At 41.2% G+C, this 13,914-nt stretch carries 12 protein-coding genes; 10 read left to right on the top strand and 2 right to left on the bottom strand.

Going from position 1 to position 13,914, the window contains the following annotated elements; genetic code table 11:
* Positions 1 to 92: 92 nt before the first annotated feature.
* Together LJE72_RS12260 and LJE72_RS12255 are read right to left on the bottom strand one after the other, a co-directional pair.
* Positions 93 to 380 carry a hypothetical protein gene (locus LJE72_RS12260; RefSeq protein WP_229247854.1) on the bottom strand — a complete coding sequence of 96 codons (288 nt, stop codon included), beginning with the start codon at positions 378 to 380 and terminating at the stop codon, positions 93 to 95.
* 170 nt (positions 381 to 550) lie between these two features.
* Entirely contained in the window at positions 551 to 745 is a 195-nt protein-coding gene (locus LJE72_RS12255; RefSeq protein WP_229247853.1) for a DUF896 domain-containing protein, read from the bottom strand.
* Positions 746 to 892: 147 nt separating this feature from the next.
* Here LJE72_RS12255 and LJE72_RS12250 point away from each other — a divergent pair, with 147 nt between their 5' ends.
* The 10 genes from LJE72_RS12250 to mutL all read left to right on the top strand — a co-directional run bounded on the left by LJE72_RS12250 (position 893) and on the right by mutL (position 13,835).
* Positions 893 to 1,333 (top strand): acyl-CoA thioesterase, encoded by a 441-nt coding sequence (locus LJE72_RS12250; RefSeq protein WP_229247852.1) that lies wholly within the window; start codon positions 893 to 895, stop codon positions 1,331 to 1,333.
* A gap of 96 nt (positions 1,334 to 1,429) precedes the next feature.
* Entirely contained in the window at positions 1,430 to 1,552 is a 123-nt protein-coding gene (locus LJE72_RS26265; RefSeq protein ID WP_282437901.1) for a hypothetical protein, read from the top strand.
* Positions 1,553 to 1,720: 168 nt separating this feature from the next.
* Complete coding sequence (locus tag LJE72_RS12245) at positions 1,721 to 2,572, top strand: DegV family protein (RefSeq protein ID WP_229247851.1); 852 nt, start codon at positions 1,721 to 1,723, stop codon at positions 2,570 to 2,572.
* Between the two features lie 140 nt (positions 2,573 to 2,712).
* A complete protein-coding gene (locus LJE72_RS12240; protein WP_229247850.1) occupies positions 2,713 to 3,972 on the top strand; it encodes a D-alanyl-D-alanine carboxypeptidase family protein in 1,260 nt (419 codons plus the stop codon).
* Between the two features lie 146 nt (positions 3,973 to 4,118).
* Positions 4,119 to 5,450 (top strand): tRNA (N6-isopentenyl adenosine(37)-C2)-methylthiotransferase MiaB, encoded by a 1,332-nt coding sequence (gene miaB / locus LJE72_RS12235; RefSeq protein WP_396390950.1) that lies wholly within the window; start codon positions 4,119 to 4,121, stop codon positions 5,448 to 5,450.
* Between the two features lie 88 nt (positions 5,451 to 5,538).
* Entirely contained in the window at positions 5,539 to 5,970 is a 432-nt protein-coding gene (locus tag LJE72_RS12230; RefSeq protein WP_229247849.1) for a YlbF family regulator, read from the top strand.
* A 181-nt stretch (positions 5,971 to 6,151) separates the two neighbouring features.
* The gene (mutS, locus tag LJE72_RS12225; RefSeq protein WP_229247848.1) at positions 6,152 to 8,704 is read left to right on the top strand and encodes a DNA mismatch repair protein MutS; all 2,553 of its coding nucleotides are present in this window, start codon (positions 6,152 to 6,154) and stop codon (positions 8,702 to 8,704) included.
* A 168-nt stretch (positions 8,705 to 8,872) separates the two neighbouring features.
* Positions 8,873 to 10,534, top strand: coding sequence for a hydantoinase/oxoprolinase family protein (locus tag LJE72_RS12220; RefSeq protein ID WP_229247847.1), 1,662 nt, complete (start codon positions 8,873 to 8,875; stop codon positions 10,532 to 10,534).
* Positions 10,531 to 11,865, top strand: a complete 1,335-nt coding sequence (locus tag LJE72_RS12215; protein WP_229247846.1) for a histone deacetylase family protein — start codon at positions 10,531 to 10,533, stop codon at positions 11,863 to 11,865. The genes LJE72_RS12220 and LJE72_RS12215 overlap by 4 nt, the downstream gene beginning before the upstream one ends.
* Entirely contained in the window at positions 11,862 to 13,835 is a 1,974-nt protein-coding gene (mutL, locus tag LJE72_RS12210) for a DNA mismatch repair endonuclease MutL (protein ID WP_229247845.1), read from the top strand. The genes LJE72_RS12215 and mutL overlap by 4 nt, the downstream gene beginning before the upstream one ends.
* Positions 13,836 to 13,914: the final 79 nt, after the last annotated feature.

Below are 13,914 nucleotides of genomic sequence, written 5' to 3'. Positions count from 1 at the left end.
AGTTTGTTTTGTGTCAAATTAGTGATAAAATAAGAATAAACGCGAATAGTCAATGGACTATTCGCGTTTATTCAGTCATTAATTTCATAGCTCTACTTAGGCTGGGTTAATGAATCCTTTTCTTTCCGTTTAAGCCCTGGGATATCGTGATCAAAATTGCCTGTATTCGTCATTTGATTATCAATAGTATCTTTATCAATTGTAGTGTGTGACCTGTCATTAAATACTCTAATCAGTCCCGCATGCTGTAACTCACTGGCAATCTCAAAGAGTGATTCTTTTTTATTACGGGGTAAACGATTAACAAAACGGTTTATTTTCACAGGGGGAACAAGATTTCGAAATTTTACTCCTCCATACTTAATAATTCGTTCTGGCAAAGATGATCCTCCTCCTTAAAAATAGATTATCTATCCTGCTTATTATTTGCCTATTGGTTAAAACAAATACATTCTGAAGATCCTGAGGATTAATATTTACTCAAAGATATCAAATACGTTATTGTCGAATTACATAAAATAAGAGCAAGGCGATACTTGCTCCGTGGGTATTACTGAATAGGGGTGTCCTCTTCAACTTGAACTTTGCTTAGGGTATCTTTAACTTGTTCCCGAATAAAGGATAAATACTCTTGGCGTAATGCTTCTTGTTCGGCCCGTTCCCACTCTTCTAAACCAACAGACCGTTGTTTTCGAGACAGCTCATTAATACGTTCGATAAATATTTGCAAGGGTGAAGTACTCAAGGATAGATCCTCCTTTAATTGATCGCTGGCCACAGAAGTTTTTTTGCACATTATAACATAGCGGTCAGAATATCTACAAATTCATTACTATCGCAGCTAAATCTATTGACTTATTTATTCTAAGACTATTTGAAAGAAGGCCATTAAATGGGAATATCTTCAAAAACTAATTTGCGTGTTCGTTATGCTGAAACAGATCAAATGGGAGTTGTCTATCATTCTAATTATCTAATTTGGTTTGAGGTCGGAAGATCAGAATTATTCAGAGAGTTAAACCTCCCTTATACAGAGTTTGAGAAACAAGGTCTGGCTTTGGCTGTGGTAGAGGCAAATTGCCGTTATCGTAAACCCGCTCATTATGATGATAAGCTTACTGTAGTTACGAAAATTGAGACTATGACTTCCCGAAGTATAACCTTTTCTTATCTCATATATTGTGATGAAAGGCTATTAACAGAAGGCAAAACCGTTCATGTTTTTCTTAACAAAGAAGGTCATCTGGCAGATGTCCGTAAATACGAAATATGGCAAAGTTTACAACCCCTATTTAAAAAACAACAAGCCTCTATCCTCCCTACTCCAAGATAAGAAAATTTTATAATGCTACTAAGATAGATGATTGTGTTTCTGCTTAACTCATGGTATTATGTATACATAATACAAGATGAGAAGAGGAGGGATTGTATGTTTCTTGTTACGTGGATTGAAGGAGAAGACGTAAATTATCGGGTAGTTAAGAAACACGAACTTTCAAAACTAATGGCAATCCTTGGACAACATGCAATCATTCAACAGTTAGCATCTTGAACAAAGGTGAATTTCGTTCTTAACAGGTGTTTAGAATTTTGATAATCATGAAACTTTGCTCATCGAAAAGATGGGCATTATTTTTTTGTTTGACAATAGCAGGATAATCCTTGTTCATCTAGAATACCATTATGTTAAACTAATGTATCGTTTTGTAGGAGGTGTAGCATGTCCTTCAAAGTACTTGTTGATAGTGCGGCTGATATCCCTTTAAACAAAGCAAATGATGCAGGCATTATTACGGTTCCTATGCCCGTAAATATTGATGGTAAGACCTTCTTAGAAGGAGTAGATCTACAAACAAAAGACTTTTACGCTAAATTTGAAACCTTTAAGGAATTGCCTAAGACATCTCAGCCAAATCCTAATACTTTATTGGAAGCATACGAAAAGATCTTGTCCGAAGGTCACGATGTGGTAGCAATTCATCTTTCTTCAGGTTTGAGTTCAACAGTTACGACTGCTCGAATGATGCGTGAGATGACCTCAGATCCTGAACGAATACACGTAATTGATAGCTTAGGAGCTTCATTTGGCTATGGGCTGTTGGCTCTTTTTACTCTGAACATCTTGAAATCTGGGGCGTCATGGGAAGAGGCCGAAAAGACTATTCTCGAATATCGTAAACAAATGCGCTACGTATTTACCTTAGATACTCTTGAATACCTGGTTAAAGGGGGAAGGGTTAGTAAACCGGCAGGATATATAGGCGGATTACTTGATGTTAAACCTGTTTTGCATATTACCCCAGAAGGAAAGATTGAGCCCTTTGCGAAAGTTCGTACTCGACGGGCGGCTATACGCAAATTAGTTGATGTAATGGAACAAGAAATTGTTAATTCTGAAGAGCAACTGATAGGAATATCACATTCAGCTTGTTTTGATGAAGCTCAGATTTTAGTTACTGAAATTCACCAGCGCATTAAAGTTAAGGACATCTGGATTAGTGAAATCGGCTGTGTTGTTGGCAGCCATACCGGACCCGGAACGCTGGCTCTTTTCTATTCTTGTCGGAAATAATATAATTACTTTATGGGAGTGTTCCTTTTGACGCGATAATTTTCATTAATAGAAGATTTGGTTTTAGCCAAGTCTTCTATAAGTTTGGCTATTAGGTATGCTATCAAGCTCTATATTTTTTTTATAGGAGGCAGACATCGTTGAAATTTATAAGCACTTTAATTCTTTCGTTTTCTATTATGTTAAGTATTACGCCCATTGCTTATGCCGAAAATCCTCTGCCGCCGGATGTACGCGGAGAAGGGGCCTACTTGATTGATGTATTATCTGGACAAGCAATTTTTATGAAAAATCCAGATGAGCAGTATGCTCCGGCCAGCACCACTAAAATCATGACCGGACTTTTAGCAATTGAAAACGGAAATTTTGACGATATTGTCACTGTCAGCGATACAATATTAAACAATAAGCTGGTTTACGGTACACAAATATACCTTGAGCCTGAGGAAACACTGGCCTTTAAAGACCTTCTTTACGCGACCTTGTTAAATTCAGCCAATGATGCAGCGGTTGCTCTTGCAGAGCATATCGGTAACGACTTGCCTCACTTTGTCGAAATGATGAATCAACGTGCCACTGAAATAGGAGCATCTCAGACTCATTTTGTTAATCCAACGGGTTTAACTGAAACCGGACATCTTACAACCCCTCATGATCTCGCACTTATTGCCCGTACCGCTTATCAAAATCCTATCTTTGCAGAGTTTGTTCGCACGAAAACACAACCTATCTCAAGATCAAAGCCGGATGTTCCAGTCTTAATGGTAAACCAAAATAAACTCTTATGGCGAGACGCTGCCATTGATGGAATCAAGCTAGGTTATACTGAAGCAGCTAAGAATTGTCTTGTTGCCTCTGCGACAAAAGACGGACGATATCTTATTGGTGTGATTTTAAAGTCACCGGGAAGTGAGATCTACACTGATATGCAAAAGATGTTTGAATATGGCTTTACTCAGTTTGAGACAAAGACTTTTAAACTTGCTGGAACTGCTATTTCTTCAATTACAGTTAATGATCAGCCTGTAGATCTAATAATTGATCGACCGATCTACATGACCCAAAAACTAAACGAACAGCAGGAGATGCTTAATCTGAAGGTATCACCCTTATCTGTCAGCCAATTACCCTCTGTTGAAGAGGGCCAAGCAGTTGCGCAAGTGGAAATTCTCGATGGGGAAACTCACTTAGATACCTTTCCTCTGGTAGCCTCAAGATCGGTTCAACCAGACCCTGATAAGAAAACCTCAGTTTCCGCTTTTTCCACTTGGATTATTGGAACAATACTTCTGGCCGGCGTGTTTTTCTTAATTGTTTCCTTAAATAATAAAAGAAAAAAAACTCTCTATTGGCGCAGGCATGTAAGGCGCTCAAGAAGAGAAAATCATAACAAACTATAACTCTGCACGTCATATAAATTATAAAATCTTTAGAGAACGTGCATAATACTTTTGCTTTCATAATTAATAAATAATTGTTCTTGTATTAATAAACTATTATAATGATATGATAGGAATTAAAGGTTGATTTGGAGTTGAAAAATTCTTTGGAAAAGGAAAAAGAAAAGACAGTTGTTACACTGGCCTACGGCTGTCAGATGTCTGAACGAGATGCTGAAACATTGACCCAGATCACTAGACAAGAAGGGTATACGAGTTCTGATGATCTTCTCAATGCAGATTTAGTGATTATAAATACCTGTTGTGTTAGAGAAAGTGCAGAAAATAAAATACTCGGAAAAATAGGGGAGCTAAAAAAGCTAAAGGAAAAAAATCCAAATTTAAAGATAGCTATAAGCGGTTGTATGGTTCAGCAACCCGGGGCCTTAGAGCGACTGCAGAAACGAGCTCCCCATATTGATATTTGGGCGGGAACCCATAATTTACACGATTTCTCAGCTCTCCTGCATCAAGCTGAGCAAGGGGAAAAAGTTGCAGAAGTATGGCAAGAACCAAAAATGCCTTTGGAATCCACCCCTCAAGCAGAGAAAGGCAAGTTGCAAGCAAATGTTAATATCATGTATGGGTGCAATAATTTTTGTTCATATTGCATTGTTCCCCACGTTCGTGGCAGGGAAAGAAGCCGTAAACCTGAGGAGATTATTCAAGAGATCACAGACCTTGTCTCCAGTGGATGCCGAGAAGTAACGTTACTTGGTCAGAATGTCAATTCCTATGGCAAGGAATTTTCTCCTGTCTATGACTTTGCGGATTTACTTCATGATGTTGATCTAATACCAAACCTTTTAAGAATCCGGTTTATCACTTCACATCCTAAGGATTTATCGGATAAACTGATTGAAACTGTCGCTGGTGGGAATAAACTTTGCGAACACTTTCATCTTCCCATACAGTCTGGCAGTAATTTCATTTTAGAGCGCATGAATCGAAAATATACTAGGGAATACTACCTAAGTCGAGTTAATAAGATTCATGAAATTGTACCAAAGGCAAGCTTGACCACAGATATAATTGTTGGTTTTCCAGGCGAATCCGAACTGGATTTTGAGCAAACCTTAGAAATAATGAACATGATTCATTATAGTCATGCCTTCACCTTTATGTATTCAAAACGTTCGGGCACCCTTGCAGCCGAAATGGAGGATCAAATTTCTCTTGATGTTAAGAAGCGACGTTTACAGAGACTAATGAGTGTTCAGAACGTCAAAAGCCTGGGATGGCGTGAACAGATGATCGGTAAAACCTATGAGATTCTTGTTGAAGGCCCCAGCAGAACGAATCCAGAGCGCTTAGTCGGGCGAACTCGCGGAAATGAACTTGTTGTTTTTAATGGACCTTCGGAATCTATCGGTTCTTTGTTAAATATTCAGATCACTGAAGCCGGAACTTGGACCCTGGTGGGGGATATTGAGGACTAGAAGGGTATAATTTGTTTAAGCATGTACTTTATAAGCAGGAATCATGCTATTCTATGTAGAATGTAATATTCGGAGGTGTTAATACACTATGACAAATGAAATTATTGAAAATGCCCGACTCTTGGCGGATGCCATTGCTCGAAGTTCCGAGCTTTCTGAATTACACACTATGGAAGATGCAATGGCTGCTGACCCTTCAGCCCAACAATTAATTGCAGAATTACAGAAAGCTCAAGAACGGTTCATGGAAGTACAACAAAGTGGTGAAGAGCCTTCTGAAGCTGATAAAAACGCAGTGGATGAAATTGAAGCTAAAGTAGAAGCAAACGTTTCCATTGCTGCTTATATGAAAGCGCAAGACAAATTCACGGAAATGTTAGATAGTGTTAATGCTATTCTCGCTGGTGCTATTGCTGGGACATCAGACGGTTGTTCCTGTGGTGATGACAGCTGTGATTCTGGCGGGTGTAATCCAGGCGGTTGTGGAAGCGGAAGCGGAGGCTGTGGTTGCGGGAACTAATCCCTGCTAAACCTCTGATACTTTGGAAAGGGAAGGGCTAATGCTAAGCTCTTCCCTTTTTTGATACAGGCCAATCCATGGTCTTCGCCTGTGGTTTTGTGGCTAGCTAAGTTTTCTTTAATTTATGCTCAAGAGATTGGCTTTTGATCTTAGAATGAATCCAAAAGGGGAGAAGACAAATATGACTACCCCAATGATGCAACAATACCAAATGATTAAAGCAAAAGCGCCGGATGCAATTCTGTTTTTTCGATTAGGTGATTTTTATGAAATGTTCGGGGAAGACGCTGAAGTGGCAGCACCGATTTTACAAATTGCCTTAACCGGAAGAGATGCAGGAGAAGGGAAGCGTATCCCCATGTGTGGGGTCCCTTATCATGCTTTAGATAATTATTTATCAAAACTAGTTAAGGCCGGCAATAAAGTTGCAATTTGCGAACAAGTAGAAGACGCTAAAGATTCTAAAGGAATTGTTAAACGTGATATTATTCGTATCATCTCCCCGGGCACTCTGACAGAGTCTGTCTCGGAATGTTCAAATCATTATTTAGCCAGTGTATATTACCATGAACAATGGGGATTAGCTTTTCTGGATTTATCCACAGGTGAGTTCGCTATTTTTCAAACTGCTGACCTGGATGTTCTTTTGACTGAAGTTTCCAGGATTAACCCTGCCGAACTCCTGATGCCACCTGAACTGCTGAAAAAGCCTAAACTCTGGGTAGGCTATTATTGTACAGTGCGCGAACAAAAGACTTTTGGCGGTCATGCTATGCGCGATCATTTTCAAGGACAAGAGTCATTGTTTCGGGAGTTCTCAATAGCTGCCAAAGCTGCCGCCGGTTTATGGAGCTACTTACTGGAGACCATGCCAGGGGTTGATCCTACACATATTGTTGAAATCAAAACATATCGTTCCGAGCGTTGGATGTTTCTTGATCAATGGACGCGTCGCAACTTGGAACTCACAGAATCCCTCCGAGGGGGCAGTAAGAAAGGAACACTAATTTCCGTTCTGGACCTAACCAAAACAGCCTTCGGTGGAAGACTCTTAAAGCATTGGATAGACAAGCCCTTGCTTAAGCAAGTTGAAATAGAAGAACGACTTAAATCGGTTGAAGAATTAATAGCAGATTCTTTTTATCGCAATGATTTACAAAAACTCCTTTCCGAAGTGTATGATCTCGAACGTTTAATGGGAAAAGTGTCCTATGGAACTGCTAATGCAAAGGACTTATTGTCGTTGACCCAGACTTTAGCTTTGCTTCCCGATATTTGCATGATTCTTACGTCAAGTTCTTTTGAAACTCTGAAAATCAAGGTCCCTTATCTTAAAGGACTCGATCTATTCGTTACTAAATTACAGAATGCCATTAATCCTAATCCGCCACTCTCTCTGCGAGAAGGGAATATTATTAAAACTGGGTATTCTAAAGAAGTCGACGAATTACGTAAGATTGCGACGGGGGGTAAAGAATGGGTAGCCAAGTTAGAAAATGCTGAACGAGAACGTACGGGAATTCGTTCATTGAAGATAGGGTATAATAAAATATTTGGCTATTATATTGAAATTACACATGCAAATGCTCATCTTGTTCCCAGTGACTATCAACGCAAGCAAACTCTGTCCAATGCCGAAAGGTTCATTACGCCCAAACTCAAAGAATATGAGCTGAAAATCATAGGTGCAGAGGAAAAGCTGAAGGATCTTGAATATGAACTTCTATTAGCTCTTCGTGAAGAGGTCAGAGCCAATACTAAAGAAATCATTCAAGTTGCTCAAGTACTCGCGGAAATTGATGTTTTCGTTAGTTTGGCAGAAGTGGCAGTTCGCAATCATTATGTTCGTCCTCAAATCAAATCTGATGGACAGATACTTATTACTGAAGGCCGACACCCGGTTGTCGAAGAAATGATTGAACAGAGTGCCTTTGTTCCTAACGATACCCATTTGTCAGGAAGTCAGCATTTAGCTCTCATCACAGGTCCCAATATGGCTGGAAAATCCACCTACATGCGTCAGGTCGCCTTAATTGTTCTAATGGCTCATATTGGCTCTTTTGTACCAGCAAAAAAGGCCAGCATTACACTGGTTGACCGTATTTTCACACGGGTTGGGGCATCCGATGATTTGACAGCCGGTCAAAGCACCTTTATGGTTGAGATGCAAGAAGTTGCCCACATTCTGAAATATGCCAGTCGAAAGAGCTTGATCATTTTAGATGAAATCGGACGAGGGACTGCTACCTATGATGGGCTCAGTATCGCATGGGCGGTGACAGAACACCTGGTGCAACATCCCGAGTTTAACCCTAAAACCCTTTTTGCAACTCATTATCATGAATTAACTCAACTTCAAGATGATTTTTCAGGTCTTTTTAACCTGCATGTGGGTGTGAAGGAACGTGGGGAAGACATCATATTTTTGCACAAAATATTGCCTGGCCGTGCAGACCGCAGTTATGGTATTCAAGTAGCTCGTCTGGCTGGTCTTCCGCAAGAACTAATCCAGCGTGCCAAATCCTTGCTTTTAGAATTAGAAGCTTCCGAACCTGTGCATACTGAGGAAGCCCCGGCCAAGGTTATCACTCAATTTACCCTTTTTGATGTTCCCAAAACACATCCACTCTTGCAAGAAATTGAGAAGCTTCCCATGGAAGATATGACTGCACGCCAAGCCCTTCAATATCTCTTTGACTTACGTGAGCGAATTCAATCGGCTGAAACCATGTAGGATACTCGTAGTTCGTGGTTCGAAGTTTGAATGCCTAAACAGGAAATCTGAGTTGAGATTTCATGTTAGTGGACCGAGTCCATATTTCAAGTTCAGTTTCAGTCGTAGTTCGAAATTGGTTTTCGTGCTTATAGATCGAACCACGAATATCGATTAAGGGGGTAACTTATGTTTAATCGAGTAGGTATTGATGTGGGAGGTACTTATACTGATGCCGTGTATTTTCGCAATGGTGGAATCCAATGCACAGCTAAAGTGCCCACCCAGTCTGATAACTTAGTAGAAACCCTTATGAATGCTTTTGATACCTTAAAGATCTCAGATGAACAGGAGATTAACCAAATTACGGTAAGTACTACACTGGTAACGAATGCGATTCTGCAAAACCGAATTCCCCCGGTTAAATTGCTTTTGTTCTCGGGAAATGGGATGAAAATCGATGCTCTTCCTTGGCCAGTAAGCTACACAGAACTCAGTGGAGAAATGGATTTTAGGGGCAGAGAAACTGAAGCCCCCGATCAGAAAGAATGGGAGAAATTCCATTTGCTAAGAGATAATATATCTCACGCGGCTATTGTAGGAAAGTTCTCCCACCGAAACCGACTTCATGAGGAACAACTGGCTGCTTATCTGAAAGAGCACAATCCCTCATTAACCTTGGCCCTGGGACATGAATGGGGACAGGCTAATTTTTATCGTCGCAGTCTAACAACTTACCTTAATTTGGGTGTTTCTGATTTATATCGACAATTCGCTCAACAACTGCAAACTGCTGTAAGCGCTCGGAACATCCAAGCTCCAATTTACATCTTAAAAGCAGATGGCGGAAGTTTGCCTCTTGCTAAGATACGGCCGATTGATTCCATTTATTCCGGACCGGCGGCTAGTGTTCTTTCTGCGCTGACCCAAACCAGTCCGGATGCTTCATCGATTATTGTCGATATTGGAGGTACTACGACAGATATTGGTCTTACTCTTTCCGGCGCCCCCTTAATTAGTTCAAAAGGAGCTCAAATAGGGGATTTTTCAACCCTTGTACGTTCACTTGCAGTCCGCTCTATTCCAGTGGGCGGTGACTCTGTTATTCGTACTAAAGATCAGGGCTTTATCATAGAAGAATATCGACTTGGTGCGGCCTACTGTCTGGGGGGTGACCGACCAACTCCGACTGATGCCATGCGTTATCTTAAACTTATTGACTATGGAGATGAACAGTTGGCAGAAGAAGGACTGGCCTCCCTATTGCCACCTGTAAAGAGAACTCCACAGCTTCTGTATGATCTGGCTGCTGAGATTATCGACAGGGTAGTTGACCGAATTGCGGAAGCGGTCGATTCACTTAAGCGAGAGTGGAAAGAGGAGCCGGCCTACAAAGTTTGGGAGGTCCTTCATCCTCATGAAAACAAGGAGTTTAATACCATAGTCAGTGGCGGGGGCGCCAGGGGAGTCACAACAGCTTTGGGGAAACGATTAAAAACAACGGTTCAACTGGGAGCTTTCTCGGAAGTCTCTAATGCCCTTGGAGCGGCTCTGGCCAGACCTGCCTTTGACTGTACACTTCATCTTGACACTTATATGAAACAATATCGAGTTGAAGAGACCGGGGAACAAGGGAAATGGACAGGATCGCTTAGGCCTCACCGCGAAGTGGAGGGTTTTCTGGAAACTCTTGTTCAACAACAAGCTACACACTATGGAATTGAAATTCAAGATATGGAGAAAGAACCCTTCGATTTCTTTCCCATTGTCCAAAATTATCAAACAGTAGGTCAAATTATCCGCGGGGCCGTCCATTTACGGCCGGGTGTGATCGGGAGGGTAAAGGAATGAAAAGAACTGGAATTTTATTTTTCCCTGCCTTTGATTGGTCATTAGGTGACTCTCATCCGGAACGTGAGGAGCGTCTCCTTTATACCCAAGAACAATTATTTGAAGAAGGAATTCTTGATCTGCCACAGATTAAGCAGTTTTCTCCCCGTGTCGCCACTATGAAAGATGTGCTTAGAACACAAGGGTTATTTCCTAATCCCGGAGCTCACACTAAAAGCTTAGACCCGCATCTTATTTCCGCCGGAAGTTCACTTCTGCTGGGGGAAGCGCAAGTGAAGGGTGACATCCACAACGGTTTCGTTATGGCTCGCCCCCCAGGTCATCATTCAGGAGCAACGGTTTGGGGAAATCGCGGCTTTTGTTCGTTAAATAATGAAGCTATTCTGGTTAACTATCTGAGAGCTCATTTCGGTAAAAAGAGAATTGCTATTGTGGATACGGATGTTCATCATGGAGATGGAACTCAAGATATCTTTTACCATGACCCTAATGTTCTCTTTATTTCCCTTCACCAAGATGGGCGCACACTCTTTCCGGGAAGCGGGTTCGTCAATGAAAAAGGCGGTCCAAATGCCTGGGATCAAACTTTGAATATACCACTTCCGCCCGGTACCGGTGACGATGGCTACCATTACATAGTGGAAAACTGGGTGTTGCCGCGCTTGCAGGCGTTTGCTCCGGAAATCATTATTAATTCAGCTGGTCAAGACAACCATTTTACCGATCCGCTGGCTTCAATGAATCTAACTGCCAGGGGATACGGACGAATTACTGAACTCCTTCAACCAGATTTGGCAGTTCTTGAAGGGGGATATTCCATTGAAGGGGCACTTCCATATGTCAACTTAGCCATCTTACTTGCCCTTGCCGGTGAAGACTACCATCATGTTCGTGAACCTCAGAAACTGAAACGTAACACGTTAACTTTAGCGGCCTTGAAACCTTATATTCAAGATCTTCAAAAGCAGCAGCAAACAGTCAAGCAAAGTTTCACAATTCAAAACAAGCCTTATTTTCCGAAGGGAAATTGGATATTCATTCCCCATTCAGTTTATTATGATACGGAAGGATTCCAAGAAACTCGACATGATTACGTACGAGAGTGCAGTAATTGCGCCGGAACCGTCTATATTGAAAGCAGACGATATACAGAAAAATCAATATTGGTGCGAATTCCTTTCGAAGCCTGCCCAATTTGCGAGCAAGCAGGTTACGACCTATGGGATCATCTTCAAAAACCAAATGAAGGTTTTGCAATTGGAATCTTGCAAAATCAATTGCATGATAAACAATACCTTTGGAATAGGAAAGAAGGACTGATGGAGTTTTGACACCGGTTATTCATATTCTTGATGCTCATTCTGCAAACCAAATCTCTGCCGGTGAAGTCGTTGAACGTCCAGCCTCTGTGGTTAAGGAGTTAGTTGAAAATTCCATAGATTCAGGTGCAAAACACATTGATATTACTATTGAAGGAAACGGAGTACCTTTAATTAGGGTGCGGGATGATGGCAGCGGAATCGGAATTACAGACTTGCCTTTGGCGGTGATACGTCATGCGACAAGTAAAATTTCTCAGATCGAAGACTTAAATCATTTGCAAACTCTCGGCTTTAGAGGGGAAGCACTCCCGAGTATTGCTTCCGTTTCCCACTTGGAAATTTCCTCACGACCAGTCAATGAGGCTGCCGGATTGAGTCTCACCCTTCACGGAGGAGAAAAAGCAGAACTTAAAGAAATCGGATGTCCTGTAGGAACTTCTGTGACCGTACGCGACCTTTTTTATAACACACCTGCTCGCTTAAAATTTCTAAAATCCACTCCAACTGAATTTGGCTTAATTAGTGATACCATCGGACGAATTGCCCTGGCGCATCCGGATATTTCCTTTTCCTTGACCCACCCTCAACAGGTCGTATTACAAACCACAGGACGTGGAGATTTACGGGAAGCCATAGGTACGGTTCTGGGATATGATATTGCTCGCCAACTCATTCCCATTAACGAACAACAAGAAAAATGGCATCTGGCAGGTTTTATCAGCCCCCCAAACTTGGTTCGTTCTTCCAAACAAGCGCAATTTTTTATGATCAATGGACGGATAGTTCGCTCACCAATTCTAAGTCGTGCTCTGGCTGAAGGGTATCATACCCTTATACCCGTAAAGCTTCATCCTGTTGTGGTATTGCATTTAACTGTTTCTCCTTCTGATTATGATGTGAATGTTCATCCTACAAAAATGGATGTGCGGTTTAAGGAGGAGCGAGCCTTAATCCAATTCATACGTGAAACGGTTTATCGGGGGTTGATCAATAGTAAACCTTTCCCCTCAATTCAAACTAAATCCTCAATCTCCCCTAAATCCCAGGTTCCCTTAACTTTAGCTGAGGTTCAAAATTCTAAATCCTTAACCCTGTCACCAAGCTCTTATCAAAAGATCGACATTCGTGAGTCAGAAGCGCCAAGCTTACCAGGTATGCATTCTAAACAGACCCATAAACCTCATGAGTATGAACAATCACAAATCAAATTTACTAATCAAACCGAGATACTTCACAAGTCTCCAGAAACTGTTGTGTCTGATTTTAAAGCGTCGGCCAACCTTGAAATACCCAAGGATGATCAAAAAAATTTATATCAACGCCATCAGGAGACAGTAAAGGATTATTTAGACATTCAAGAAAGTTCCACCGCTCAGATTGATGCAGAATCTACAGAATCTCTTAGTCATATGTGGCCATTGACACAACTGTTTAACACCTATATCTTGGCTACAGATGGTAAGGTGCTTATAATGATCGATCAACATGCGGCTCATGAACGGGTAAACTATGAACGACTGCTGAGAGAGTTCAGACAAGCTGAACAATCCAGCCAGGCCCTTTTAATACCCCTTCCCATGGAGTTTACTCTTCAAGAAGAGCAGGTCCTTATAGAAAACTTATGGATTTTAAATGAAATGGGATTTATTATAGAGCAATTTGGCTCTCGAACTTATTTACTGCGTGGCGTACCCGTTCAAACAGGTTCATTTCAAGCCGATGATTTGCTGAGACAATTCATTGAAGAGGTGTTGCTAAAAAATTCACCGCCGACGTTTGATAAAATATTAGAAGAATGGATTTATATGTTAGCCTGTAAGGAATCGATTAAAGCGAAAGACTCCCTTAGCTTGCCTGAAATGGAACAACTGATGGCCAGCCTCAGCCGCACAGAAAATCCCTATACCTGTCCACACGGACGGCCTACAATGGTTACAATGACACGTTCGGAACTAGAAAAGCGTTTTTATCGTACCTAAAAAACTCGGTTTAGCAGGAGGCTTTAACTCGTATTTTCTCTTTCACTGTAACACGTGGGAGGTTTTTATCCATCTGAAG

Origin of the sequence: Desulfosporosinus shakirovi, assembly GCF_020595055.1 — a bacterium.
In the GTDB taxonomy this organism is placed as follows: domain Bacteria; phylum Bacillota; class Desulfitobacteriia; order Desulfitobacteriales; family Desulfitobacteriaceae; genus Desulfosporosinus; species Desulfosporosinus shakirovi.
Note: the sequence above shows the minus strand (reverse complement) of the source record. Positions and strands in the feature narration are given on the sequence as shown.

Coding starts and splice junctions, on each gene's coding strand:
- LJE72_RS12230 (WP_229247849.1), top strand. CDS start 5,539: ATGACAAATGAAATTATTGAAAATGCCCGACTCTTGGCGGATGCCATT.
- LJE72_RS12250 (WP_229247852.1), top strand. CDS start 893: ATGGGAATATCTTCAAAAACTAATTTGCGTGTTCGTTATGCTGAAACA.
- LJE72_RS12245 (WP_229247851.1), top strand. CDS start 1,721: ATGTCCTTCAAAGTACTTGTTGATAGTGCGGCTGATATCCCTTTAAAC.
- LJE72_RS26265 (WP_282437901.1), top strand. CDS start 1,430: ATGTTTCTTGTTACGTGGATTGAAGGAGAAGACGTAAATTATCGGGTA.
- LJE72_RS12220 (WP_229247847.1), top strand. CDS start 8,873: ATGTTTAATCGAGTAGGTATTGATGTGGGAGGTACTTATACTGATGCC.
- mutS (WP_229247848.1), top strand. CDS start 6,152: ATGACTACCCCAATGATGCAACAATACCAAATGATTAAAGCAAAAGCG.
- LJE72_RS12215 (WP_229247846.1), top strand. CDS start 10,531: ATGAAAAGAACTGGAATTTTATTTTTCCCTGCCTTTGATTGGTCATTA.